Annotated in this window: 26 protein-coding genes; 15 read left to right on the plus strand and 11 right to left on the minus strand. The window is 55.4% G+C overall.

Annotation, left to right across the window (positions count from 1 at the left end; all coding sequences use genetic code 11):
* The first annotated feature begins 57 nt into the window (after positions 1-57).
* Positions 58-678: a 16S rRNA (guanine(966)-N(2))-methyltransferase gene (gene rsmD, locus ACMGG1_RS23115; RefSeq protein WP_046374719.1), complete on the plus strand. Its 621-nt coding sequence runs from the start codon at positions 58-60 to the stop codon at positions 676-678.
* A complete protein-coding gene (locus ACMGG1_RS23120; protein WP_006317223.1) occupies positions 668-940 on the plus strand; it encodes a DUF1145 family protein in 273 nt (90 codons plus the stop codon). The genes rsmD and ACMGG1_RS23120 overlap by 11 nt, the downstream gene beginning before the upstream one ends.
* Before the next feature lie 27 nt (positions 941-967).
* On the opposite strand, the gene ACMGG1_RS23125 is transcribed toward ACMGG1_RS23120, so the two are convergent.
* From ACMGG1_RS23125 to ACMGG1_RS23140, 4 genes are all read right to left on the minus strand, one after another.
* Complete coding sequence (locus tag ACMGG1_RS23125; RefSeq protein ID WP_261110188.1) at positions 968-1,324, minus strand: DUF2500 domain-containing protein; 357 nt, start codon at positions 1,322-1,324, stop codon at positions 968-970.
* A gap of 127 nt (positions 1,325-1,451) precedes the next feature.
* Entirely contained in the window at positions 1,452-2,132 is a 681-nt protein-coding gene (locus ACMGG1_RS23130) for a helix-turn-helix transcriptional regulator (protein WP_130016609.1), read from the minus strand.
* 598 nt (positions 2,133-2,730) lie between these two features.
* Complete coding sequence (locus tag ACMGG1_RS23135) at positions 2,731-3,417, minus strand: hypothetical protein (protein ID WP_122076547.1); 687 nt, start codon at positions 3,415-3,417, stop codon at positions 2,731-2,733.
* A gap of 22 nt (positions 3,418-3,439) precedes the next feature.
* Positions 3,440-3,745, minus strand: a complete 306-nt coding sequence (locus ACMGG1_RS23140) for a hypothetical protein (protein WP_128864842.1) — start codon at positions 3,743-3,745, stop codon at positions 3,440-3,442.
* Positions 3,746-3,891: 146 nt separating this feature from the next.
* Here ACMGG1_RS23140 and ACMGG1_RS23145 point away from each other — a divergent pair, with 146 nt between their 5' ends.
* The 3 genes from ACMGG1_RS23145 (at position 3,892) to ACMGG1_RS23155 (ending at position 6,516) form a co-directional block, all read left to right on the plus strand.
* Positions 3,892-4,449, plus strand: coding sequence for a tyrosine-type DNA invertase (locus ACMGG1_RS23145; protein WP_122076541.1), 558 nt, complete (start codon positions 3,892-3,894; stop codon positions 4,447-4,449).
* A 638-nt stretch (positions 4,450-5,087) separates the two neighbouring features.
* Entirely contained in the window at positions 5,088-5,468 is a 381-nt protein-coding gene (locus ACMGG1_RS23150; RefSeq protein ID WP_122076538.1) for a CaiF/GrlA family transcriptional regulator, read from the plus strand.
* Between the two features lie 292 nt (positions 5,469-5,760).
* Positions 5,761-6,516 carry a LuxR C-terminal-related transcriptional regulator gene (locus ACMGG1_RS23155; protein ID WP_201895845.1) on the plus strand — a complete coding sequence of 252 codons (756 nt, stop codon included), beginning with the start codon at positions 5,761-5,763 and terminating at the stop codon, positions 6,514-6,516.
* A 94-nt stretch (positions 6,517-6,610) separates the two neighbouring features.
* Here the strand turns inward: ACMGG1_RS23155 and ACMGG1_RS23160 are convergent, their stop codons facing one another.
* Entirely contained in the window at positions 6,611-7,168 is a 558-nt protein-coding gene (locus ACMGG1_RS23160) for a tyrosine-type DNA invertase (RefSeq protein WP_369982314.1), read from the minus strand.
* A 400-nt stretch (positions 7,169-7,568) separates the two neighbouring features.
* Here ACMGG1_RS23160 and ACMGG1_RS23165 point away from each other — a divergent pair, with 400 nt between their 5' ends.
* A complete protein-coding gene (locus tag ACMGG1_RS23165) occupies positions 7,569-8,195 on the plus strand; it encodes a lysoplasmalogenase (protein WP_020824800.1) in 627 nt (208 codons plus the stop codon).
* Positions 8,196-8,234: 39 nt separating this feature from the next.
* Here the strand turns inward: ACMGG1_RS23165 and ACMGG1_RS23170 are convergent, their stop codons facing one another.
* On the minus strand, positions 8,235-8,612 hold the full coding sequence (locus tag ACMGG1_RS23170) for an AprI/Inh family metalloprotease inhibitor (RefSeq protein ID WP_122076532.1): 378 nt from the start codon (positions 8,610-8,612) through the stop codon (positions 8,235-8,237).
* Positions 8,613-8,667: 55 nt separating this feature from the next.
* Positions 8,668-10,131 carry a serralysin family metalloprotease gene (locus ACMGG1_RS23175; RefSeq protein WP_020824798.1) on the minus strand — a complete coding sequence of 488 codons (1,464 nt, stop codon included), beginning with the start codon at positions 10,129-10,131 and terminating at the stop codon, positions 8,668-8,670.
* Positions 10,132-10,802: 671 nt separating this feature from the next.
* Here ACMGG1_RS23175 and ACMGG1_RS23180 point away from each other — a divergent pair.
* The 4 genes from ACMGG1_RS23180 to ACMGG1_RS23195 all read left to right on the plus strand — a co-directional run bounded on the left by ACMGG1_RS23180 (position 10,803) and on the right by ACMGG1_RS23195 (position 16,617).
* Entirely contained in the window at positions 10,803-13,118 is a 2,316-nt protein-coding gene (locus ACMGG1_RS23180) for a zinc/cadmium/mercury/lead-transporting ATPase (protein WP_414161045.1), read from the plus strand.
* 174 nt (positions 13,119-13,292) lie between these two features.
* Positions 13,293-14,360 (plus strand): hypothetical protein, encoded by a 1,068-nt coding sequence (locus tag ACMGG1_RS23185; RefSeq protein ID WP_414161046.1) that lies wholly within the window; start codon positions 13,293-13,295, stop codon positions 14,358-14,360.
* Positions 14,360-15,496, plus strand: a complete 1,137-nt coding sequence (locus tag ACMGG1_RS23190) for a BamA/TamA family outer membrane protein (protein ID WP_201895846.1) — start codon at positions 14,360-14,362, stop codon at positions 15,494-15,496. Before ACMGG1_RS23185 ends, ACMGG1_RS23190 begins: the two co-directional genes overlap by 1 nt.
* On the plus strand, positions 15,496-16,617 hold the full coding sequence (locus tag ACMGG1_RS23195; protein ID WP_201895847.1) for a DUF4056 domain-containing protein: 1,122 nt from the start codon (positions 15,496-15,498) through the stop codon (positions 16,615-16,617). Before ACMGG1_RS23190 ends, ACMGG1_RS23195 begins: the two co-directional genes overlap by 1 nt.
* A 13-nt stretch (positions 16,618-16,630) precedes the next feature.
* Here the strand turns inward: ACMGG1_RS23195 and tusA are convergent, their stop codons facing one another.
* Complete coding sequence (gene tusA, locus ACMGG1_RS23200; protein WP_020824793.1) at positions 16,631-16,882, minus strand: sulfurtransferase TusA; 252 nt, start codon at positions 16,880-16,882, stop codon at positions 16,631-16,633.
* 220 nt (positions 16,883-17,102) lie between these two features.
* Between tusA and ACMGG1_RS23205 the strand changes: the two genes are divergently transcribed.
* The 3 genes from ACMGG1_RS23205 to ACMGG1_RS23215 all read left to right on the plus strand — a co-directional run bounded on the left by ACMGG1_RS23205 (position 17,103) and on the right by ACMGG1_RS23215 (position 18,887).
* Positions 17,103-17,768, plus strand: coding sequence for a 7-cyano-7-deazaguanine/7-aminomethyl-7-deazaguanine transporter (locus ACMGG1_RS23205; RefSeq protein ID WP_020824792.1), 666 nt, complete (start codon positions 17,103-17,105; stop codon positions 17,766-17,768).
* Positions 17,769-17,808: 40 nt separating this feature from the next.
* A complete protein-coding gene (locus ACMGG1_RS23210) occupies positions 17,809-18,243 on the plus strand; it encodes a GNAT family N-acetyltransferase (protein WP_122076526.1) in 435 nt (144 codons plus the stop codon).
* Positions 18,244-18,323: 80 nt separating this feature from the next.
* Entirely contained in the window at positions 18,324-18,887 is a 564-nt protein-coding gene (locus ACMGG1_RS23215; protein WP_048762234.1) for a DcrB family lipoprotein, read from the plus strand.
* A gap of 46 nt (positions 18,888-18,933) precedes the next feature.
* Here ACMGG1_RS23215 and glpC read toward each other — a convergent pair whose 3' ends face one another.
* Genes glpC through glpA form a run of 3 tightly spaced genes read right to left on the minus strand, consistent with a single transcriptional unit; the run spans position 18,934 to position 23,034 of the window.
* The gene (gene glpC / locus ACMGG1_RS23220) at positions 18,934-20,133 is read right to left on the minus strand and encodes an anaerobic glycerol-3-phosphate dehydrogenase subunit GlpC (RefSeq protein WP_128864837.1); all 1,200 of its coding nucleotides are present in this window, start codon (positions 20,131-20,133) and stop codon (positions 18,934-18,936) included.
* Positions 20,130-21,401: a glycerol-3-phosphate dehydrogenase subunit GlpB gene (gene glpB / locus ACMGG1_RS23225; protein ID WP_414161465.1), complete on the minus strand. Its 1,272-nt coding sequence runs from the start codon at positions 21,399-21,401 to the stop codon at positions 20,130-20,132. Before glpB ends, glpC begins: the two co-directional genes overlap by 4 nt.
* A complete protein-coding gene (gene glpA / locus ACMGG1_RS23230; protein WP_020824787.1) occupies positions 21,391-23,034 on the minus strand; it encodes an anaerobic glycerol-3-phosphate dehydrogenase subunit A in 1,644 nt (547 codons plus the stop codon). The genes glpB and glpA overlap by 11 nt, the downstream gene beginning before the upstream one ends.
* Positions 23,035-23,399: 365 nt before the next feature.
* On the opposite strand from glpA, the gene glpT reads away from it, so the two are divergent.
* Positions 23,400-24,755: a glycerol-3-phosphate transporter gene (gene glpT / locus ACMGG1_RS23235; RefSeq protein WP_020824786.1), complete on the plus strand. Its 1,356-nt coding sequence runs from the start codon at positions 23,400-23,402 to the stop codon at positions 24,753-24,755.
* An 83-nt stretch (positions 24,756-24,838) separates the two neighbouring features.
* Entirely contained in the window at positions 24,839-25,918 is a 1,080-nt protein-coding gene (gene glpQ / locus ACMGG1_RS23240) for a glycerophosphodiester phosphodiesterase (protein WP_414161047.1), read from the plus strand.
* Position 25,919 lies beyond the last annotated feature (1 nt).

Consider the following 25,919-nt stretch of genomic DNA (forward strand, 5'->3'; position numbering starts at 1 on the left):
GGCAACTTATCGCCAACTCATTCGGCCTCACCGCCAGAAAACAATCAAAGCAAACCTATGACAAGACTATCGCCACGGGCATCGGCAAAAAAACCGCCTCAGGCTGCGGCCGGGCAGATCCGCATTATCGGTGGCCAATGGCGCGGGCGAAAACTGCCGGTACCCAACAGCCCCGGGCTGCGTCCGACCACCGATCGCGTTCGGGAAACCCTGTTCAACTGGCTGGCGCCGGTGATCCAGGGCGCACGCTGCCTGGACTGCTTCGCCGGTAGCGGCGCACTCGGCCTGGAAGCGCTGTCGCGCTATGCCGGCAGCGTCACGCTGTTGGAGTTTGAACGCCCAGTGGCGCAGCAACTGGAAAAAAATCTGGCCCTGCTGCAGGGCAATGGCAAGGTGGTCAATACCAACGCGCTGAGCTGGCTGGCGACCCCCGCTCAGCCGTTTGACGTGGTGTTTCTCGATCCGCCTTTTCGCAAAGGTTTGCTGGCTGAAACCGTCACGCTGCTGGAGCAGCAGGGCTGGCTGGCCGATGAGGCCTGGATCTATGTAGAGGCCGAAGCCGAAAGCGCCGCCGCTGATGTCCCGGCCAATTGGCAATTACACCGTGAAAAAGTCGCCGGTCAGGTGGCTTATCGTCTTTATATCCGTTCGCAAGAGAAAACCGAAAATGCTGATTAATCTGGGTCGCCTGCTGATGCTGTGCGTGTGGGGCTTTCTGCTCTCCAACCTGTTTCACCCCTTTCCCAAGCCGCTGAAATATTTCATCGACGTGGCGCTGTTCTTTATGGTGGTGATGCACGGGCTGCAGCTGGTTCTTTTGAAGTCCACGCAACCGAAAGATCAGCCGATAAGCTACTGGCAAGAAGCCAAGATCTTCATCTTTGGCGTCTTCGAACTGCTGGCCTGGCAGAAAAAACAGCCGCCAATCAAAAGAAAATAACCCCACATGGGCACCGGGTCCGGTGCCCTACGGCTGGGCAATAAATGAGACGAAGCGCGTGCCCTGCATGCTCAACGTGCCCTGTGCGCCTTTTTCAATCGGATTATACTGCCACGGCTTCAACCGCAGCCGGATCTCCTCGCCACCGCGCTGCGGGCTAAACACCACCTCATAATGCATCGGTTCATTGACCAGCGGCTCACGCTGCGGTGCCCGGGTCTTGGCGACCGGAAACTCACGTTTATCACTCACCGTGACCTGCAAACTGCGTACCGGCGCACGATCGTTATCCGCTTCAATACGGCGCTGATTGAAATAGCGGTGCGTCGCCAATACGGCGATCAACGCGATCACAGCGATAAAAAACAGCGGTGGCTTACTCATCTTACTTCCCATCTCCACGCGGTGAAATCAGCGTAAACATAGCACACCTCCTGAACAGGTATCGCAGTTGCCCCGCATACCGGCGTTCACTCCTCACTACGCAGCTTATCATCGGCATTAGATTGAGTTACGCCGAGTACCCCCCCAAGGGGGCGTGGGGAATGTTGATGCCCGCATAGCGCAGAATGTCCAGCAGGCGGTTTTCCCCCTGATGATGAAACAGTCGCCGATCGCTACTGGCACCCAACTTATGCAAAGCCTGGACCTTGTGTGAGCTGATGGTTTTTTCACTGCGGCCCAAGCGCCGCGCCAGCTGCTTTTGCGGTTCGCCATGCGCCAGTGCACTGATAACCAAAAGCTCTTTTTGCGTCAGGTGACAGCAGACGCACATCTGAGTCCGCCGATATTCGGCCAAAAAATGCTGATGCCCAAGCCGATGGCGCAGCACCAGCAGCGAATTCAACTCGGCCGGCCCCAGCTTTTTTTGCAGGCAAACCGGCGGTTTCAGCCTGGAAGACAGGCCCGATAAGAAAGGGCCATAACCGTCGCTCCACATCAGCCAGGTCACATGAGAGAGCCTCTTGCAAAACTCCCTGCGAAAGACAAAGTAGTTATCCAGGCTTTCACCCTGACCGTGAGTGTCTGACAGCAACAGGTCAAATGGCTGTTTCTGCACCAGACCCTGCAAATCCGACAGCCGGTCAGTGACCCCGCAAACTTCAAACTGAGCCGGAAGCGAGGCAAGCACCGACAACACCCCGAGCCGAAACCAGGGATCCGGCTCCATAACCATCACTTTTAGACGCATTATTGTTTCTCCTTAAACAGGGAGCCTTAGTGGCCACCGTACGATAATCCACTTCAGCCATTCCACCCTGTGGCAAAAACAGCTGGTCCAACAGGTACCTGCCAACCTGCTGATGCAACAGCCTACAGAAGTGATACAGCTCGTAACGCTGGCGGCGGGTCAACACAGTACTGGCATCTGTGGCAGGGCCGATCCCCCATTGAGCAAACCGGTCATTCAGCGCGTGGAGATAACGTCCGGAGTGACGCGCGGGCGATGTATCGAGCGCGATCGCATCATGGCGACACTGCGCCACTATCTGCGGCAATGCGTTCTTCCGGCAGTTGCCAATAAAAGAAGTCGGCGAGCGGCCCACCCACGTGCTCGCCTCAGCCGGAGAGGAAAACAATACGCCTCCCAACAACGCCGCCGCCATCCCAACGGCGAGCGTATAGCCCTGAGGGGGTAAGCACCCGTTGATAAATTGTTTCAACAGTCGGCCAGGCCATCGCCCACCGGCCATTAAAGACCGGCAAATTTCAACGCGCACCAAATGACCCCCCACCAAAAAATGCCACAAACCAGCAACATCGCCAGCCAGGTGTAGCGACGGATACGTTTATCCCTGGCTGACGACCACATCCGGGCTCCTCCTGGCTGGGCATAGCCGAGATCCATGCAGCAACGCATGGAGTTGTTGATCGCAGCACACACCCAGTTTGCGCATCGCGCTGCGCTTATGGGCGCTCAGGGTCTTCGTCGTGAATCCGCCCGTCGGCGTAGTGAGATGTTCCAGTGCACCACAGACAAAATGACTGAGAACCTGCAGCTCGGGCCAGCTGAGCACAATATTTGCCGGCATCCGGGGAAACGAGTCGCTGTTCATAAAGGCAAGGTGGCTCATTGCCTGGCGTTTCTGCAGCAAATCATGCAGCAGATGTGGCTGCAGATCATGCGGCAGGCACAGCGGCCCTTCATGGGGAGCCAACGGGCTGAGGGTGGTTAGCAACGGCGTAAGGGGTTCGCTGTACAGCAGCCAGGTTGTATCGATGTTGAAGCGCAGATAGTGGGAATAGAACAGGAAAAAGTCGCGTAGCCTGTCGCGATGCCCGGAGAGGCCGGTGAGGATGACATCCGCTCCGCCTTGCGACAACGTCTGTCGCAGAGTCAAAAGATCGTCGACCACGGTTAACGATGCGATTGCCTGGCGGGCCAGTTCGAGTACCCGCAGGGTGCCTTCGCGCATCAACCCCGGTGCCATCATCACGACCACGCGCAAACGCGGTGGAAGGGAGGTTGCAGACATAAGTTAGTCCTCTGCAGTGGATTCAGGGTTGCTGGCTATCGGCCTGATAGCGTTGACGTACCAGCAATTGGGTGGCCGGGTGCGAACAATGCCGCTGGCGTAACTGGGCATAGCGCCGTTCATTTTCAGCCAACCAAGGGGTCTCACTGACGCAACGCCACAACTCGGCGGCCTTGCGCAAAGCGCACAACCAGTCTTCTACGCCATAAGCCATCCCGCTGAGTTGCATGATGCGCCGCTCCAAACTGGCGGCTTTGATGGCAACGGCACGGGCGGCCTTGCGGGTGAGTATCGTGGGTGCGGCCATCGCGGTTATTTCCTGCTGCATGGTGGTTTTTACTCCTCCTGTCAGATCACCTGCCGCCATTTATTTGCAAAGAAAATAGATGCGTAAAAAAATGGAAACAGGCTATTTTCTCTCCAGTAAGATCCTCATACGGCATCGGGCCGGAGAGGCTATATGGAGCCAAAATAATGAAAACTCGAAAACACCTCACTCTCGGTGAAATAAATGACATCCTGCTTGCCACGCACATTGGAAAACATCCGGAGCGTGACCGTTGTTTAATACAGATGTGCTTTATCCACGGGCTGCGCGCCAGCGAAGCCTGTCAGTTAAAAATATCTGATATCGATCTGCGCGATAACGTGATTTATATCCGCCGCCTGAAGAACGGTTTTTCGACCGTACATCCCCTGGCGCCAGATGAACTGCCGCACTTGTTGTGCTGGCTGAATTTGCGTAACAAGTGGCGCGATGCTGACAGCGAGTGGTTATTCCTGTCGCAAAAAGGCGGCCAACTGACGCGTAAACACGTGCATTACTTGATTAAACGCTACGGCGAGGCCGCCAATATTACGGTGGCATCGCACCCACATATGCTGCGACATGCCTGTGGCTATGCGCTGGCGGATTCGGGCGTCGACACCCGTTTGATTCAGGATTATCTGGGTCACCGGAATATTCGACATACGGTGATATATACCGCCAGTAATCCCAATCGCTTTATTGGATTATGGCAAAAAAAGTGAGGTGAAAAATAGGTCATTTTGGACCAAAGTGTTACATATCTTAGTTTTGTACGATTTCAAGTCAATAAGAATACCCCCCACTTTCACGCAACAATTTTATTTCCTTCAATATCAACAACCCACTAAACAAAATAAAAAAGGCTCACCGAAGCGAACCTTTGTTAAATAAATTAACGCAATTAAACAGCGAAGCAACGTCATTTTGTTTTCAGATACATACACTGACAAATCCGTCAGCACTCCACGAAAACTAAAACATTAGCCCGCGGGGATACCTAAAAACAGATTAATTATCTGAATGTCACAATTTGGTCCAAAATGTCGCATTTTCAGCACGATAAAAAAACAATGCATCACACTGAAATAAAAGGAGAAAATAAAAAAATAACTTTAATTGATATACCAAAATGAAATTCTGCATCTCTGCACCAGTTCCCTTTAAAACAGCAAAGGTAGAAATACTGGTGGATACATGCTCGTGAAGAAAATACGCAATAGTGGCGACAGATTCACTCTTGTTTTTTTCAAGTCACCCAACACGGGTTTCAGCATTAATCGAAAGCACCGGGCACAAGACAATTTATCCATGGCAAAGCCACACCAACAACTATTGATTGTACAAGGAGACAGGGGGTTTTATGAAGCTTCAGCATGACGAGAATATCACCCTGCCGGATACGGTAGCGCACCTGGCCGAACAGCCGTTATGTCGCATTGTGGCCACCTGGGGGTTGCTGCAAAACCACTATCTGAATCGCCAACGCATCATGCAGGCCTTTAACGTACCGCGCCGTAAAGCGGGTTACATTCTGCGCTATATCGTACACAGCCCTTGCATCACCTGCGATCAACACGTTTATACCCATCCGCGATCGCACCGCCAGGAACTGCGGGTCTGGATCCGCACGGTAAGCCAACCTGTGCCATTACGAACAAAGAGTACCAGGGTTCGCAATGAAGACAGGCAAAGCGTCTGGGCACAACTGCTTCAGCGGCCGTGGAGCGAACTGCATCTGTAATAACCGGCCCTTTTCGCTCCCCCTCATTGGAGAGGTTGCCTATAGACAACTTTTTCCCACCGGGGCCAAGCCGTAATGACATGAACAGCGTTGCGTCTAACCGGCCCCGACTTTTTCAAACCAAGGGGGAATGACCCTGTCTTGACCAAAAGAACCTTGTATCACCTGGAGCGGCTTGTCTGGAACCTGATGCTTACCCTCAGTGCACTGCTCTGGTGTCTTTTTGCGCTGCTGCTCTACTGGTTTTTTTAACCCCGGCACAATTTTTTCATTTGATTGCAGGAGAGATGATATGCGTTTGACCGTTAACAATCGTACCGGCTATTTCCCCGCTCCCAAGGAGCTGGACCTGCTTCGTAATATTGCCACGGCGGACAGTCTGCCCAGCATTGTTCTCAAACTGCAGCCCGCCGCCGAAAGCGCCGTGCGGCTAGAGCCCCTGCCCCATACCGGCGGCGTCAACTGGCTACCGCTGCTGTGGCAACTGGTGGTGCTGAAGTCTTGCCGGCATGACCTGGAACTGAGTCTGCAAGCACCGTTTTCCACCCCAGCCTGGCACCGTCTGTTAGGCGTGCTGAACATCTCTCCCGGTCTGGCCACCAAACTGCCACAGAGCCTGCCACTTTTGACGCTAACAGAGAGTCGTGTGTTGCTGACATTGCTTGGCGGCATGCACCCCTGGAAGCTGGCTGCCCGCATGAACCGAGATATCCGCACCATTTCCAGCCATAAAAAACGGGCCATGGACAAAGCCGGTTTGCAACATAACGGCGAACTCTATGCGCTGGGGGCGCTGCTTTACGGCCCACAGCATGCAACCGCGCAGATTGCCTTACCGGCAGCGGAACAGCAAGTGTTGGCCGCCCTGCTGCGCAACGGCAGCGTCACGGCGACCGCGCAGTTGCTGGGGAAAAGCGTCAAAACGGTGAGTGGCCAAAAACACAATCTTATGCGGCGACTTAATGTGCCCCATGAGGTGGCACTGTTTGCCGCCGCCGAACACTACCATGCCGGGCCCAAAAAAAACTGCCTCGTCCACTCTGAATAGGCCTTAAACATTAAATCAATGGCCAATAGGAAAAAAGCCATCGCTTAATTATCACGCTGTGGCCATTTCGCGCGAATTAAGCCCTGGCCGAAAGTTAAAATTCGATTCTTTTGAATCGTTGGGCATTGCTTGCGGTATAGAGTACCGTATGCTGAATATTCCGGTGGCCGAGATAGTCTTGTATCAACCGGGTATCCATACCTTTATTTGCCAGGCTATAACCGCAGGCGTGACGCAACATGTGGGGATGAGCAGGTAATTCGAGACAGGCCGCTTTACCGTAATCGCGGATCAAGCGGTAGATTTGCTGGCGCGATAGCCGGCCGCCCTTGCGCGACAAAAACAACCAGGGCTGGCCGGCATGCGGGCTGTCTTTACGGTCATCCAGCCAGCGTTTAAGCATCAGGGTCTCATCCGGTTGTAATGGGTGCTGAACCGACAGACCATTTTTCAGTCGCGAAATAAAAACCCGCCGCTCGGCGAGTTCTATATTGTCCAGCGTCATACGGCTTAACTCGCTGGCCCGCAAACCGTGAACAAAGCACATGGTGATCATACAGCTGTCCCTGACCGAGTTTAGTCCTCCCTTTATATTTTTTATCATTTTTTTTATTTCTGATTCATTCAGATATTTTCTTATTTCCAATTGCATAACTCCCCAGAAACATCATGTATCAAGCAGGACCGATGGCGGGTTTAAAAAACAGCCAAAAATGCAAATACAGTTACCAAACGTGCTAAATAGTAATGAGACTCTAAGATTAATCCTTAGCTATTATTGTCACGCGCAGCATTAATTACTAATTAATTAGCATTCGCATCGGGCAGTTATTGTTCTTAGAAAATGATTCTCGGCGGTCGAGCAGCCATTGTCAGTAAATTTTCCTGAGAAAAACCACGGCTCCCTTTCTTACTCTGCAAATAAGTTACAGTTCATCAGCAAGAAAGCATTGTCGATCGCAGAGGCGCTGCCTACACTGCAAACAGGAAGTGACACTGGTAACAATTTGGAACCGGTTGCTGTGGTTCCCACAATGAATAAGGAAGACATAATGAGTTGGCCGTTCCTTGCCGTATTCTTTTCCGGTTGGCTGTTCGTCGATGCCTCCTACCGTGGGCCTCGCTGGCAGCGCTGGGTGTTTAAGCCCATCACTCTGCTGCTGTTGTTATTGCTGGCCTGGCAAGCGCCGGTGTTGGGGCCTGCAGGGTATTTGATCGTCCTCGGCCTGCTGGCAACCTTAATCGCCGACACCTTGCTGCTGCTGCCGCGCGAACGCGTGCTTTACGCCATCGGTGCCTTTTTCCTGTCGCACTTGCTGTATACCCTGAGCTTCGCCAGTCAGATGACCTTCAGCCTGTTTTGGCCGCTGCCGCTGGCGCTGCTGATTATCGGCGTGCTGTTACTGGCAACAATTTGGACGCGACTGGAAGAAATGCGTTGGCCGATCGCCACTTATGTAGCGATGACGCTGCTGATGGTGTGGCTGGCGGGTGAGCAGTACTTTATGCGCAGCACCGATTTCGGTTTCTCGCTGCTGGCGGGCACTTCACTGCTGCTGCTGGCCAACGTGGTGTGGCTGGTTAACCGCTATCGCTGGACCTTCCGCGCCGCGGATGCGCTGGTGGCCTTCTGCTATTTCTCCGGCCATTTCCTGATCGTACGTTCGCTGTATCTGTAAGGCTGCTCAGGGCGGGTTCGACTGCCGAACCCGCTGTTGTTATACCAGCGCTTTCAGCGTCAGTCCGTCATCCGCGCCAAGCTGGTTGCGGTAAATATCGCCATCGCGCGAGAAGAACGCCAGCGTACTGCCATCCGCCCGCAGCAAAGCGATGCCGTCCGGTGCAGGGCGCCAACCGACCACCTCGGCGGTTAACACCTTTTCCAAACAGTGCTGCCGATCAACCAATGAGTAGCCGTTGATTTCACTCTGTTCACCGGCCAAAAACTCAATCTGACATTGTTGTTCGGCATTGGCGACCAGCCATTGCCCCGCCAATGATTGCGCGCTGGGAAGAACCAAACTGCTGGCCATAACTGCCCCCGTAACCATCATGCCGCCTGCCACTAAGGCGGCGTGCGCTAAGCTGCCCTTCATATCGTCTCCTGTATAACGCCCGGCCAACCGGCGCCGGGCGTTACCACCTGCACTGTTAAACGATAAAATCAGTGGCGACGTCAACCTGACCGACGATCTTCACCAGGAAGTCCGGGGCCTGATGGCCGCCGATATTCAGGGCCAGATCGCTGACGTTATTCGACGCATTGTAAGACAGCAAGGCTTCGCCCGCTGCGCCACTGAAATGATCGACGAAGTGGATCTGATCGCCACCCTGCGCGCCCTGATTGAAGAATGACAGGTCGATTTTATCGATGCCTTTCTGGAAATCCTTGATCCAGTCGGAGGCACCCGGCGCAGAATCGCTGACCGCAGAGAAGACAAAGGTGTCTTTGCCCGCACCGCCCCACAGCTCATCAGCCCCACCACCGCCGAACAGCACGTCGTTGCCCGCGCCACCTTTCAACACGTTGTTGGCCGCATTGCCGACGATCACGTCATTGCCTGAACCGCCAATCGCGTTCTCGATGGTCACACCTGCGGCAATGGACACGTTGCCTTTCAGCCCACCCACGTCGGAGAAAGATTTCTCGTTCAGATTAATACGCTGGTTAGCGGTGTAACCGGAGAAATCGAAGGTGTCATTGCCGCCCGCATCCCAGGCCGCAAAGATCACTTTTTGCGAATTGCTGGTGGTGCTGAGGAAGTCACGGCCGGTATTTGAGTTGAAGCCATACACGGTATCGCCGGTACGGGTGGTCTGGTTGGCACCATACAGATGCTGAATAGCGGAAATGTCATCCAGCAGTGGCGCCGCAGCGTAGTGCCCGCCGTTGTCGCCACCGGTGTTGGTTTCGCTCCAGTAACTCATCAGGCTGAACTCACGAGTATCTTCGGCGTAGCTGGCGTCTCTGTAGGTCGGGTTGCCTTCGCCGGCGTTGTAATCGCCCGGATGACTCAAGCCCAACGCATGGCCAATTTCGTGGGTAAAGGTCTGGCGGCCGTAGTCTTCGCTGGCCGGATGTTTCACGTTGGACTGGTTGACGTTGTACCAGGTCTGCCCGCCCAGGTTTTGGCCCTGATAAATGGTGTTCGGCAGGAAGGCGTAAGCCTGGGTATCGTAGTCATAATGGCCGGGACGATCCTGGCTGTAGTTACCGAAGGTGATATTGGCCTTCTGGCCGGCACCAACTTCGGTAAAGGTGATATTGGCCACGTCAGACCAGGACTGCAGCGACAGCTTAGCCTGCTGCTGCTGTTCCGCGCTGAATTTGCTCAGTCCGGTATCGCCGGCGACGTTGGTGGAAGAGAATTTATAATCCGGGAAAGAGAACGTTAATTTAACCGGTTGGCCAAAAACTTTATAACCGTTCCAGGTTTGGTTCTCGCGGGTAATAAACAGCCCGGCTTGTTCGGTAGAAAATGAGTCCTTGCCATTAACCTGAATCCCGTTGCCTCGCTCATGATAATGCAGCAAATCATCTACTGCATTGTAAGCGGAGCTCGCAGCCGCAAGGCTGGATTCAGTAATTTCAATTGCCTTTTTAGTAGATTGCATTGGTTCGATTCCACTCATTAGCTGATTGTTTTCAATCAGACAGATAGACATAACCTGCCAGGAAGCCACGGAGAACGAACCGTACGCTTACGGGAAGGAGTTTATGCGCCGTTGCCGGCAGTGTGTTAGAGAGAATTAATGCATATATATCAGCAAATAAGATTACCACCATAAATGGTAATCGATTCCAATTATAGGCAGCGGTGTAAAACTGCACATAAAATAATCAGCCATTTATTATCGTTTCGAAGGCGATTTATGCTGGTTTTTTACGTTCTTTACAATATTAATGAAACTTAAATGCCATGAGTTGGTAACAAACTCCAACAAAAATGCGGCCTGCAGAGCCAAGCGAATCGTGCTGGGATTTAGACGGCTAAAAGTTAAATTTTGCTAAAGAGTTATAGATTAATAACTCTTTATTATTAGCCGCCGGTACTTTTTAGTTCCCGCAGGAATAACATTTTCTTTTTTTGACTAATCACCTCGTGCCTTCCGAGTCCTTCACGCTCGTCGCCCCCTGATAAACGACATGGGAAAAAAGAAATACCCCAATTCTCCCTCCGGTGCGCCATTAGCAATAATTCTCATCCGTCGCTTGACTCTGGAGTGGACTCCAGGGTGTAGAGTTGGTTTCAAGAAGTTCATTAACTGCCCTGAGGGGGGACGTTATGCATAACCATGAAAATCACAATCATCAGGAACATAACCATGCCGAAGGTGGCTGCGGGTGCAATCACAGCCACAGCAAAACCCAGCACGGTTGCAGCAGTGAAAAACAAAACGCCGTCAACCCTGGCGAACACACTCATGCTCACGATCATGGCGCCAGCTGTTGCAGCGCTGACGATCATGGCGATCCGGACGAGGAAAGTGACAGGCTCGCTGCCGCCCCTCTCTCCGGCAGCGAGCGCTACAGTTGGAAAGTCACGGGTATGGACTGCCCCAGCTGCGCTAAAAAGATTGAAAATGCCGTTACTGCCATCCCGGGTGTCGTAAATGCACGGGTGTTATTCGCCACCGAAAAGCTGGTGGTAGACGGCCAGTCGAACCTTAGCCTGCGCATCCAGGACGCAGTGCAACAAGCCGGGTTTACCCTGCTCGGCACCCAGGCAAACCAAGCCGAGCCGCCTAAACCTTCACGCCTGGGGGAATTCGGCCCGTTGCTGCTGCTCACCGCGCTGATGATCGTCAGTTGGGCACTCAGCCTGGTCAACCCTGAGCTGAGCCGCATTGCCTTTATCGCCACCACGCTGGTGGGGTTGGCACCGGTCGCCACCAAGGCGATACGTCTGATCCGCTCCGGCACGCCGTTTGCCATCGAAACGCTGATGAGCGTGGCAGCCATCGGCGCGCTGTTTATCGGCGCTACCGCCGAAGCGGCCATGGTGCTGTTGCTGTTTATGGTCGGCGAAATGCTCGAATCCTACGCCGCCAACCGCGCCCGTCGTGGCGTGAAAGCGTTGATGGAGCTGGTTCCTGAAGATGCCCTGCTGCTGCAGGGTACCGAGCGTAAACGCGTGCCGGTCTCCAGCTTGCGTCCCGGCGATGTGATTGAAATTGCCCCCGGCGGTCGCCTTCCGGCCGATGCCGAACTGCTCAACCCGTTCGCCAGCTTCGATGAAAGCGCCCTGACCGGCGAGTCGGTCCCGGTCGAACGTCAGCAAGGTCAGAAAGTGGCGGCGGGCAGTTTGTCGGTCGATCAGGCCGCGCAGATGAAGGTGATTTCCGAGCCGGGTAAAAACGCCATCGACCGTATACTGCAACTGATTGAGGAAGCCGAAGAACGCCGTGCGCCGATCGAGCGTTTCCTTGACCGTTTCAGCCGTTACTACACCCCGGCCATTATGCTGCTGGCCATCGCGGTAATTCTGGTGCCACCGTTGATGTATGCTCAACCCTGGGATGTCTGGATTTATCGCGGCCTGACCCTGTTGCTGATCGGCTGTCCTTGTGCACTGGTGATTTCCACTCCGGCAGCCATTACCTCCGGACTGGCGGCGGCAACCCGTCGCGGCGCGTTGATTAAAGGTGGCGCGGCGCTGGAACAGCTCGGCCAGGTACAAACCATCGCCTTCGATAAAACCGGTACCCTGACGGAAGGCAAACCGACGGTGACGGATGTGCTGCCGCTCAACGGCATCAGCGAACAGTCACTGTTGATCCTTGCCGCAGCGGTAGAAGCCGGCTCCCATCACCCGTTGGCGCAGGCCATTATCAATCGCGCCGAACAATATGGTGCTCCTTTGCCGCCGGCACAGAACCGTCGTGCGTTGGCCGGCGTCGGTGTGGAAGGCATTGTCGACGGTAAAACCATGCTGATCAGTACACCGGCCAAACTGGCTGCAGGCTTGCTCAATCAGCAAGGTGCTAACCAGGTGGAACGGTTGGAAAATGCCGGTAAAACGGCGGTAGTGGTACTGGAAGATGGCGTGCCGATCGGCCTGCTGGCCCTGCGCGATACGCTGCGCAGTGACGCCAAGCAGGCGATTGCCGAACTGAATGCGTTGGGGATCAACGGCGTAATGTTAACCGGCGACAACCCTCGAGCGGCCGCAGCGATTGCCGCCGAGCTGGGGCTGGACTACCGTGCCGGTTTGCTGCCGGAAGATAAAGTGAGGGCGGTAACCGAGTTGAGCGAGCTGCGCCCAACGGCGATGATCGGCGATGGCATCAACGATGCGCCGGCAATGAAAGCCTCCAGCATCGGTATTGCCATGGGCAGTGGCACCGACGTGGCGCTGGAAACCGCCGACGCGGCGCTGACGCACAATCGGCTGCTGGGCGTGGCGGAGATGATCCGCATCTCACGCGCTACACACGCCAATATCCGCCAGAACATCACCATTGCGTTGGGGCTGAAAGGGATATTCCTGATCACCACCCTGATGGGCCTGACCGGGCTGTGGCTGGCGGTGCTGGCGGACTCTGGCGCTACCGCGCTGGTCACCGCCAACGCCCTACGCTTGCTGAAGAAACGTCAGTAATAAGAACCACATATCAGGATGCCAGCAATGGCATCCTGATTCACTTAGCCGAAAAATAACACCGGCAAGTCGCACGTAATAACCATAAAACCAGCATGCCTTTCTATATTCTTCCGCCACCTATTCCTGAAACCCGATAAGCCTACTTAACTTATCAGAGTCATGGCCGAATGAATGAAACCGCTATATTTTAAAATCCTGAACCTGATCGTCGTCCCTTTTATCCCTACACTGGCTCTGGCGCAGCAGCCTGATTCTGCCGCCACAGAGCAACTCATTGATAGCGCCGATCGCCCCCTTTTCACCACCCCTAACGCCTTACCCGCAGCCCAGCATAACGGTGCGCCCAAGGCAAAACCCCAGCCTGAGCATCGCCTGTTGCCGATTTGGGGGGATGAAGCACGCGCCCGTGGTTATGATCTGCCGGAGCCCTTCGGGATCGGCATCAACTACATGAACATGCGGCAAAATATCGATGTCGACAGTATCCAATTTTCCGGCCTCAGCCTGGGCAAAACTCCCTTGCCATCCAATTTGTTCAACATCGACGTGGGCAAAACTCGCGAGAAAAGCAAAACGGAAACCATGCGTCTGGACACCTGGGTACTGCCATTCCTCAATGTTTACGGCATCATCGGCCATACCAAAGGTAGCTCGTTGTCCCAGGTCTCCGTAGACGCCGATCCCAGTCAACAAAAAGGCTTCCTGAACAAGGTTATCGCGGGTCAGGTGCACCGCATGAATCAAAGTGGGCAACTGCGCGATCTGGATTTTAAGCTCGATTTTAAAGGCACCACTTACGGCGCCGGTTTCACGCTGGTTGGGGGATATGAGAACTGGTTCACCTCGGTCGATACCAACTACACCCGCACCAATTTCGATATCCTTGATGGTCAGATTTCCGCACTGACGGTGTCGCCTCGGGTAGGTTACCGCTTCCTGGTGCCCGGTATCAGTGGCCAAACCCATCTCAACCTGTGGGTCGGCACCATGTATCAGGACGTCCAGCAGAGGTTCAAAGGCAGCCTGAGTGATTTAAAAATGCCAACCGAACTTCAGAGCCTGATGATGATGGCCAATCAGCAGGGTGAAGGCCGTTTTGACGTGAAACAGCACCTGCAATCGCCGTGGAACGTACTGATTGGCACGCAATACGAGATCACCAGGCACTTTAACCTGTTGACCGAATTTGGCTTTAGCGAACGTAACAGCTTTATGGTCTCCGGTGAATATCGCTTCTGATGGCAATATCGATCCGCAGTTTGCCGCTGGTATTGTTGGTTCTGCTACCCGGAGCTCACGCCACTTTATTGTCACGCCAGCAAATAGATGAAATGTTGGCCCCTTTGGGGTCTGACAACCAATTCGACAGCAGCAAAGCCATCGATTGGGGAGTCTTGCCCGGCCCGTTCTATACGCCAGAACTCGGTCTTGGCATCGGTACCGCCGTCGTGGGAATATATCGCCCGGACAGCCAGGATAAAGTCAGCCAAAACTCGACGCTGGCGTTAAAGGGCTTTTTCAGCACCACCGGTGCCTTCGGCGTCGGTTTCCAAAACCACAGTTTTTTCGCTGACGACCAATGGCGTTTTTTTGCCGACGGCTCGCTGAATAATATGCCCACCTATTTCTGGGGCACCGGTTACCAGGCTGGGCATAACAACGGCAACAAAGAAAAGTACACGCAGCAGGCATTCCAGATAGCCCCACAGCTGCTGTATCGCATTGCCAATGCCACCTACGCGGGGGTGGGCTGGGATTTTTCCTCGACGCACGCCAGCAAAACTGATGAGGATGACAGTAGCCTCTTAAGGGCCCAAAAAGCCGGCGTTTCATCACTAAGTTCAGGAGTCAGCGGTTCGCTGAGTTACGATACGCGCGACTTCGTTTCTAATGCCAGCCGTGGCCAGTATCTTCGCCTGAGCGACACCTATTTTGCGCCAGAATTGGGCGGCGACAGCCGTTTCAATACTGTAGAAGGCCAGTACAATGCCTACCACAGCTTGAGTGCGAAAAGCGTGCTGGCGTTAGACGCTTACAGCCGCCTGACGACGGGCGAGGTGCCTTGGGACAGGCTGTCCGGCCTGGGTGACGACAAACGCATGCGCGGCTATTATCAAGGCCGCTATCGCGACAGAAATGTGTTCAGCAGCCAGATCGAGTATCGTCGCAAGCTGAACTGGCGCCACGGTTACGTTCTTTGGGCCGGTGCGGGAACGCTAAGTAGCAAGGCCGGCGATTTGGGCCAGGGGCCCTGGTTACCCACGCTGGGAGCGGGTTACCGTTTTGAATTCAAACCGAAAATGAACGTGCGGCTCGATTTTGGCATCGGACGTGGCAGCAGTGGATTTTACTTTCAGGTTGGGGAAGCTTTTTAATGCGCTCTGTTGTACTGCTGGTTTTGTTGTCGTTTACTTCCGCGCTATCTGCCAAACCCGTGGAAACGTTGGTGACCTCGCAACCCATCAACGAAAGCCGTATCGCCTGGCCGGTGGCTGCGCCGCTGTCCCCGCCGGATGGTTTGCGCCCCTGCTGTGCCTTTGGCTACAACCTCAAAGCGCAAGTTTGGGGTATCCCAGTCCCCTTTTATCAGTTGGGTAACCTGGTGGATGCCGACCGGCTTGGCCGTCACCACTATAACGACAGCGCTTTCAATGCCGTTAGCAACTTGATGGGACTTGGCAGCGAGCAATTGGGGGTGATGTACACCCGCCGCGGGGGATTTATCGATATCGCTCACGTACGCGACACCGCCGACAATACCCTTTTCCTGTTCAGCCAACTGCTACCCCGATTGGGCCAGCAATGGAATATCGATCTTAGCCCCGAGTTGGCAATACGCCGTATCCAGCTGAACGCCTTTACCCCACCTCAGGATGCTGCGCAGCGCTATACGCTCGCGGCGTATTTGGCAGGAGAACTCGCCTTTCAAATGGCGGCGTGGCATGAAGTGGCACAGTGGTATGGCTATCAGTCGGTACCGGGGTTTTCGGAGGAGGTCTCGGCTTTTTCACCGGAGGATTTGTATTCCAACCTGCTGGGATCACGGCTGGCGATCGATGCTATCTTGCAGGGGCAGGCGGTTTCCCTAACGGCCTACAACCAGGCCATGGAGAATTTGCTCCCCCAGGCCCTGCACCAGCTTGGCGCCGTCTCCATCAGGGCAACTCAGCGGCAGTTTGACGGGATTGACGGCGACTGGTGGGACAGCCATCGCCGGGTACCGGAGAAGTTTCTGGTCTTAAAACGGGATTACACGACCGGCAGCAATCGCCTGCCGGCTCTGCCGCCGTTCGAAAACACCGCCCCACAACGCCTGATGTTACCGCTGCAGGTTCAGGGGTTCTGGCTGGCAAAGCTGGGTGAACTGCAACTCTGGCCGACGGATGCGATGCATTCTCTGCCGGTGCCGTCCCACTATTACCGCCCGCAGGATTTCAGGGGGCTGGCAATGCATGCTCGCGCATCGGACGCACAGCAAATACTGCAAAAACGCTAGGCAAAATCGGCGATTAGCGCTCAACACCTTTGCGCAATAAATAGCGGTAAGGCGTTTTTTCAGTTTCCTGCGCCACCAGCGTGTGCTCCATAAAACGGCAAAAACCCGGAATATCGCGGGTGGTGGCCGGATCGTCAGCAATAATCAGCAGGGTTTCACCGTTATCCATATGGCGCACGGTTTTACGCACCATCATTACCGGTTCCGGACAGCGCAGCCCCAGCGCATCAAGCGTCTGGTCGGCCTGGGCAAACAAGTCAGTCATGCAATTTTTCTCGGTCAAAAGCGATCGGCGTACGCTCGCCGCATCTCATTAGCGCCTAGTTTACGCCGGTAGTTTTTCTGCGCAAGATGCGTTAACGTTTGCGTTAAATTTAACCATTGCATTGGTTGCGCAAACGCGTATCATGCGGCCGCGCAGCTTATTTCGCTGCACAGACAAGACATTCTGGGTTCCCTCACCCCACTGCTAAAAAGGCTACAACATGTATTCGTTTACCGCTCGACAGCGCCTTACCGCGTTGGTCTGGCTATCGCTGTTCCATATTGTCATCATTACCTCCAGTAACTACCTGGTGCAGTTGCCGATGTCCATTTTCGGTTTCCATACCACCTGGGGTGCGTTTACCTTCCCATTTATCTTTCTGGCAACCGACCTGACGGTGCGTATTTTTGGCGCCCCGCTGGCGAGACGCATCATTCTTTCGGTGATGGTGCCGGCCCTGTTTATCTCGTACGTCATCTCCACCGTCACCTATCAGGGGGAATGGCAGGGGTTTGCCGCACTGGGTAGCTTTAACCTGTTTGTCGCACGTATCGCCGTCGCCAGCTTTATGGCTTACGTGCTCGGTCAGATCCTCGACGTACACGTTTTCAACCGGTTACGCCAGCGCAGCGCCTGGTGGGTGGCCCCTGCCGCGGCCATGTTCCTCGGCAATATCAGCGACACGCTGTCGTTCTTCTTTATTGCATTCTACAAGAGCAGCGACGCCTTTATGGCCAACAACTGGGTCGAGATTGCACTGGTCGATTACAGCTTCAAAGTGCTGATCTGCATGCTGTTCTTCCTGCCAATGTACGGCGTGCTGCTGAATATGCTGCTCAAACGCATTGCCGCTCGCCAGGGCGACAGCAGCCTGCAACCGAGCTGACCCGTGTTATCATTGGCGGCCTACCCATCCGGAGGCCGCCATGACCGTCACCACCCGCCACGCCACCCTCGAAGAAATTCATCGTCTGTATCAGCAAATCCCCGAATTCGGCAATCTGCACAACCTCAACGATCTGCAACAGCGCATCGGCTCACTCCCGATGGCCGCACTGATCGCCGAAGTCGACGGCCAGGCTGCCGGTTTCAAGCTCGGTTATCAGCAACAAGACAGGGTGTTTTACAGCTGGTTGGGTGCCGTATTGCCGGCTTATCGCCGTCATGGTGTGGCAATGGCGCTATTGGCCGAGCAGGAAAACTGGGCACGGGCGCAGGGTTATCACCAGTTGAGGGTGAAAACCCGTAATCAGTTCCGTGCGATGCTGATGATGCTTATCAACAATCACTATCAGATTGTTCAACTGGAAAAGAAAGGCGAAGTGGCTGATTATCGGCTATTACTTGAGAAAACCTTGTGACAACATCTGCCTTGCATTTCACCCTGGAATAGGTTGCGATACGGCAGTGAAACCCTACCTGAAAGGAAGAAGGAAGCCCAATGCGTAAAGTAGCAAAATTGATGGGTATCAGCCTGTTAGTGCTTGGCCTCGCGGCCTGCGACGGCGAAACCAAAGACACCAAAGCGCCGGCGGGCGATGCCGCAGCCAGCGCACCGGCCGGGCAACAGGTAAGCTTGCTGGAGGGTAAGCTGGCGTTCACCCTGCCGGTCGGTATGGCGGACCAAAGCGGCAAGCTGGGTAATCAGGCGAACAACATGCACGTTTACGCCGACAGCACCGGCCAACGCGCAGTGATCGTGATCCTCGGCGACAAAACCGCCGACAGTCTGGAAACCCTGAGCAAGCGTCTGGAAGATACCCAGCGCGCGCGTGATGCGAACCTGCAGGTGGTCACCAACAAAGCCATCGACGTAAACGGCGTGCCGCTGCGTCAGTTGGACAGCATCATTACCAGCGGCGGCGAGAAGGCCTACTCCTCCATCCTGATTGGCACGCTGGATAACAACATGCTGACCATTCAGGTGACGCTGCCAGCGGATAACCAGCAGCAGGCGCAAAGTGAAGCCGAAGGCATCATCAAAACGCTGAAACTGAACAAGTAAACTTTTACTGACTCAGCCTATAGGGCGCAGTTCACACTGCTGCGCCCTACGCCAGGGCCTGTGCCAACAGGGTAATCGGGTGTTCGCAGCGCTTGCTGGTCGACATCTCGATTTGCCATTTACAGGTTTCGCAGTCCGTCACCACCAAATCGACCCCACTCTCCTCAATCTGGCTAAACAGCGATGCGCCAATCCCTTGCGAAGTCGCATAGTTCTCGGATTTAAATCCGTAGGTGCCGGCAATGCCGCAACACTGCGAATCTAATACCACCAGCTCCAGCCCCGGTATCTGCCGCAATAATTCCAGCGTATAGGCCGTCCAGCCCATTTTCTCCATGTGACACGGCGTATGGTAGGCCACCCGCAACGGCGTGCGCTTCAGCGGCAGGCTGCGCCCCTGATTGAGCAGGCGGTACAGATAGCGCGTCGCCAGCTCCACCCGTTCACGCACCGCCGAGGTATCCACCTCCAGCAAATGCGGGTATTCGTCACGCAGCGTAAAAGTACAGCTCGATGAAGTGGCCACAACAGGTATGCCGCGCTCCAACACCGCCTCATGCAGCGATTCGGCATTCACCTTGGCCTGTTTCTTGGCCTGGGCGATAAAGCCGTTGGCAATCAGCGGCACACCGCAGCATTTTTCGCGCTTAAGCAGCTGCACGCCGATATCCATCGCATTGAAGACTTTGATCAGATCCTTACCCAGCTGTGGATGGTTGTAATTGACGAAGCAGCCGTGGAAAAAAGCCACCTGCTCGGCGTAACGCTGTTGGGCCTGCGCTTGCTGGCGGTACCAGCGGCGGAAGGTGCCGAACGAGTATTTGGGCAGTTCGCGACGGTGATCAATTTTCAACGCCTTGTCCAGCAGAGCGCGCACCGGCTTTAACCCGGTGGCAGCGTTGACGATCGGCGCAAACGGCGTCGACAGTGAGCCCATGATATCGGTATGACTGAGGATGGCATCGCGCAGCGTCGGCTTGCTCTGGGCAAAGTCGGCACGCGCCCGCTGAATGATATCGCCAATTTTGACGTCGGACGGGCAGGCCACCTCACAGCGTTTGCAGTTGGTGCAATACTTCAGCGCTTCGTCGTACAGCGCCGGATCTTTTAACCGTAGGCGTTCGCCGTCCGGCCCAGCCTGCTTGGGCCCGGGATAAAGCGGATTCACTTTGGCCACCGGGCAATAGGTGGTGCAGACGGTGCACTTGATGCAGTTCTCAAAACTGTTGTCTTTGTGCAGGCTCATGGTTGCTCCTCCTGTGCCGCAATCTGTTGCGCGACATGCAATGCTCCCACCAACGAAACACCTGCACCGCAGCCCTGCTGCAGCGGATCGTAGCCGCCGGTCACCGCCCCTATGGCATACAGGTTACTCAAAGGCTCTCCCTGCCTTAGGGCACGCAGCTGGTTATCGGTGCGTACCCCAAACTGCAAATAGGGTTGCGGAGCAAACAGCTCGCGACAACTCCAGTCTGCACGCTCCGCCTTACTATCAACATCCAGTCCAAATACCGGTTCACGTATGCCGTCGAAGTCCGCCACCAGCCCATTACTGAAAAAACTGCCGCTGGCCAGCACCACCTGCTGCGCCACCAACGGAATGTCGGTGTGGTTACGGGTATAAACACCGGTGACTCGCCCGGCTTCAATATCCGCCCGCAGCACGCTGTCCCCCGGCATAAAAACGCCGCCCAATTGCTGTAATCGCGAACGCAGCGCCTGGTGCAACCTCATCCCCAGTACCGAAGGCGGCAGCGTCGGCAGCAGGCGAATCGGTTTGCCGACCGCCGCCTGCAGCGCCGCCAATGGCGCGTCATCCTCCAGCCCCAGACAGGCCGGCAAGAATATCGCCTCGGCGTCCACAGCCAACCGCCGAAGCTCGTCCGCCATTGGCGTCAGGTTTTCCGGCAGATCCAGTACCCTGGCGATATTTACCGCTCGGAACTCACTGGGGTTATTGCGCAGCCGGTCCAGCGCCGGCAAGTGCATATCTGCCACCTCAGCCCGAACGCCCAGGGACTGCGTCAGGGAACTGGCGGCCAACTGTGGCTGAAAATCCAAAAAGCCTTCAATGCCGATCACCGCAATGTGCCGCCACGGCAGTTCACCGCCTAACGGCGTAACGGGGATAGCCTGCGGGCTGAGCCAGGTCGCCCGGCGCGTGCCCAGCGGCGTGATGCGCAGATGATTGCGTTCGCTGTCACCCTGCAGAGCAAGCCCACAGCGCTGTAACAGCGATGCGGCTTCACCCGACAGCGCCGCCACCCGCTCGGCACCGATCAACGCATAGGGATGCCGGGGTGCCTGTGTTGCCAGTGCGGACAGCGCCGCCAATGGCTCTGTCACCGGGGTGCCGTCGGGCAGTTGCGCCAGCAGATCAAGCGAGCCGGATGAAAAATAGAGTGCACTCTGGCCAGAACTGACCACCGCACAGCGCTTGCCCTGTTCCGCCAGGCGGATGGCGCAGGTCATACCCGCCAGGCCACCGCCAATCACCACTACGTCAAATTGCATCATCGGCCTCCTGTTCCCCCCGGGCATCGAGCCCGCACAATCCCTGGTAAACCCAACTGGTAAATTCACTTTCGCGCAGCGCATCGCCCCAGGCGATAGGCCGGACGCCTTTCCAACGCTCGTTGAGGAAATGCGATAGCTGGTCGATCGACTGCTGCGGGGTGGTGACGTTAAAGCGTGTCAGCAGCCCCGCGGCACGGCAGGCGCAAAGCTCCCCCTGGCAGGTGCCCATGCCAACGCGGGTACGGCGACGCAAATCGACCAGGTTATTGACGGTGAGAGAGTTAACCGCATAACGCACCTCGCCGGCGGTCACTGCTTCGCATTCGCACACCAGGCTGTTGTCCAACCGATCCCCCGCCGGTACGCGGTTTGCACGGTCGCCGTGGCGATAAACCGCCGAGCCACGAATACTGGCAGGCAAAGACACCACGCTACGCACCGTTTCTTCCGCCGACTGACGAGAACCCGGCAACGCCTCCTGTGCGGTAGTGCAGGGGCTGTCTACCCGAAGCTTTTCGCACACTTTATCGGTCGCCCACTGCGCCATCAGCCGGTAGGTCATCAGCTTGCCGCCGGTGATGGTGATAAAGCCTTCCAGACCGTCGCGGCTGGCATGATCGAGCAGCACGATGCCACGGCTGACGTTGCGACCGCTAGGGTCGTCGTCACTGGCTACCAAAGGCCGAACGCCGGCATAAGCACGCAGAATTCGGGTTTGCGCCAATTCAGGTGCCAGCAGCGCGCCCTCGCGGATTAAAATGTCCACTTCCTGCGGGGTCACCAGCATGTTGTCGATCTGGTCATAGTCAATGTGGGTCGAGGTGGTACCAATCAGCGAGATGGTGTCACCCGGCACCAGAATGTCGGCGTCCGCCGGCTTGCGGCAGCGGTTGATCACCATGTTGTTGATGCGATGACCCAGGATCAGCAGAGCGCCCTTGGCCGGGAACATGCGAATTCGCAGATCGGCATATTCTGCAATCTGCTGACCCCAGATACCGGCGGCGTTGACCACCACTTCGGCGTGAATATCGTAACGGCGCGACGATTGATGGTCGAAAACACGCACTCCGGTAACGCGATCGCCCGTGCGTAATAAACCGACCACCTGGTGATAAGTGAGGATCTGCGCGCCATGCTCACGGGCATCGAGCATATTGGCGGCGGTCAAACGGAAAGGATCGACAGTGCCGTCCGGCACGCGCACGGCACCGATGAGCGCCGGATTAGCCGCCGGCTCCAGCCGCAACGCCAACTGCGGATCAATAGCTTCAGCGTTGATACCGGCGCTGTGGCAGGAGACAATAAACTGCTGTTGGTAAGCCAGCGAATCCTGCGGCAGGGTGATAAACAGCCCGTCGGTTCGCTCGATACAGTGATGCGCAATGCGTTTGAGGATACGGTTCTCTTCTATGCATTCGCGCGCCGATTCGCCGTCGGTTACCGCATAACGCGCACCGCTGTGCAGCAGACCGTGGTTGCGCCCGGTCGCGCCGGTGGCGATATCATGACGCTCCAGCAGTATGCAACGCAGTCCGCGGCGTGCGCAGTCACGAGCAATGCCCGCGCCGGTCGCGCCGCCGCCAATGATGATCACATCCGTTTCGTTTTCTGCTGAATGGCTGCTCATGACGCTCCCTCTGGATCCGTGGTTATTGCCCTATTGGGCCACAGTCATTGGGGTCTTTGTTTGATAAGGAACAATAACGAACTTAAAACGAAAGTAAAATGTCCACAAAAAACCACGAATGTGATCACAATCACGATTTTTAGGCGTTTTTCTATTTCATAACGTTAACGAATCGCTCAAAATCCGCCGGTGTTTCATAAAAGTGTAACATTTGCGCCATTCATCACAGCGACACCAGGCGGTTTTGACTAGGATGACGCTCGTTATGGAACAAAAAAACACCACATTCGATATCCGCTCAATCATCAAATGAACGTAAAAGATCATATTGATGTGATAACTAGATAAAGCCATCGGAGGCGCTCATGTTGAGTATTTTTAAGCCGGCAGCACACATTTCACGTGTGCCGGTCGACAAAGTCGACCCGCTGTACCGTAAATTGCGCTGGCAAATATTTATGGGGATTTTCTTCGGTTATGCCGCCTACTACCTGGTGCGCAAGAACTTCACCCTGGCCATGCCTTACCTGATTGACCAGGGCTTCAGCCGCGGTGACCTCGGTTTCGCGCTGTCCGGTATTTCCATCGCCTACGGTTTCTCCAAATTTATCATGGGGTCGGTTTCTGACCGCTCCAACCCTCGCGTGTTCCTGCCCGCAGGCCTGATTTTGGCTGCTGCGGTCATGCTGTTCATGGGCTTCGTTCCATGGGCGACATCGAGCATCGCGGTCATGTTCGTGCTGCTGTTCCTGTGCGGTTGGTTCCAGGGCATGGGCTGGCCGCCTTGTGGCCGTACCATGGTGCACTGGTGGTCGCAGAAAGAGCGTGGCGGTATCGTTTCGGTCTGGAACTGCGCCCATAACGTGGGTGGCGGTCTGCCACCGCTGCTGTTCTTGCTGGGTATGGCCTGGTTCAACGACTGGCACGCGGCGCTGTACATGCCGGCCTTCGGTGCCATTCTGGTAGCCCTGATCGCCTTTGCCCTGATGCGCGACACCCCGCAATCCTGCGGCCTGCCGCCGATTGAAGAATACAAAAACGATTATCCGGACGACTACACCGACAAAGCGGAAGAAGAGCTGACAGCCAAGCAGATCTTCATGCAGTACATCCTGCCGAACAAACTGCTGTGGTACATCGCCGTAGCCAACGTGTTCGTTTATCTGCTGCGTTACGGCATTCTGGACTGGTCACCGACCTACCTGAAAGAAGTGAAACACTTCGCGCTGGACAAGTCTTCATGGGCTTACTTCCTGTACGAGTATGCCGGTATTCCGGGCACCCTGCTGTGCGGCTGGATGTCGGACAAGGTGTTCAAGGGTAACCGCGGCGCTACCGGCGTGTTCTTCATGACGCTGGTGACCATTGCCACCGTCGTTTACTGGCTGAACCCGGTCGGTAATCCTGGCATCGATATGGCCTGTATGATCACCATCGGCTTCCTGATTTACGGCCCGGTCATGCTGATCGGCCTGCACGCACTGGAACTGGCACCGAAGAAAGCCGCCGGCACCGCCGCAGGCTTCACCGGTCTGTTCGGTTACCTGGGCGGCTCTGTTGCAGCCAGCGCCATCGTCGGCTACACCGTTGACTACTTCGGTTGGGACGGCGGCTTTATGGTGATGATTGGCGGTAGCATCGGCGCGGTAGTGCTGCTGTTGCTGACCATGATGAGCGAGAAAAAACACCACGCGGAAATCGCTGCCAACAAACGCGGTTAAGCGTCATACAACTTTCGCATTATTTAAAGGCCGCCTTGCGGCCTTTTTAATACCCCTGCACCTACAACATGGAGAACAACAATATGCGGACTCAAGTCAAAGCCCTGCTGGCAGGGATTATCCTGGCCACCTCAATGGTCAGCGCCGCACAAGCCGCCGACAAGGTGGTAATCGCCCACCGTGGCGCCAGCGGTTATCTGCCGGAACACACGCTGCCGGCGAAGGCCATGGCCTACGCGCAGGGCGCGGATTTCCTCGAACAAGATCTGGTGATGACCAAGGACAACGAGCTGGTGGTGTTGCATGACCACTACCTCGATCGCGTCACCGACGTAGCAGAGCGTTTCCCGGACCGCGCGCGCAAAGACGGCCGTTATTACGCCATCGACTTTACGCTGCCTGAAATCAAGTCGCTGAAGTTCACCGAAGGTTTTGAGATCGAAAATGGCAAGAAGGTACAGGGTTACCCGGGTCGTTTCCCGATGGGTAAATCCGACTTCCGCGTCCATACCTTCCAGGAAGAGATCGAATTTGTGCAGGGTTTGAATCATTCAACCGGCAAAAACATCGGTATTTACCCGGAAATCAAAGCGCCGTGGTTCCATAAGCAGGAAGGGAAAGACATTTCCAGCAAGGTGCTGGCGATTCTGAAACAGTACGGCTACACCGGCAAGGGCGATAACGTTTATCTGCAATGCTTCGATGCCAACGAGCTGAAGCGGATTAAAACCGAGCTGGAACCGAAAATGGGCATGGATCTGAAGCTGATCCAATTGATCGCCTATAACAAGTGGCAGGAAACCTACGAGCAGAAAGCCGACGGCAAATGGGTGGAATACGACTATGACTGGATGTTCAAACCGGGCGCGATGAAGCAAATCGCCCAGTATGCCGACGGCATCGGACCGGACTACCACATGTTGGTGGTGGCGGAAAAATCCAAGCCGGGCAAGGTGGTGCTGACCGACATGGTGAAAGAAGCGCATGCCAACAAGTTGGCGGTGCACCCATTCACCATCCGCGCCGATGCGCTGCCAGACTACGTGACCGACGTGAATCAGCTGTATGACGTGATTTACAACCAGGCGGGCGTGGACGGCGTGTTCACCGACTTCCCTGACAAGGGCGTGCAATTCCTGCAAAAGCAGGGCCAGCACAAGTAAT

Origin of the sequence: Serratia sp. BNK-12 (assembly GCF_047456085.1) — a bacterium.
Lineage (GTDB): Bacteria > Pseudomonadota > Gammaproteobacteria > Enterobacterales > Enterobacteriaceae > Serratia > Serratia liquefaciens.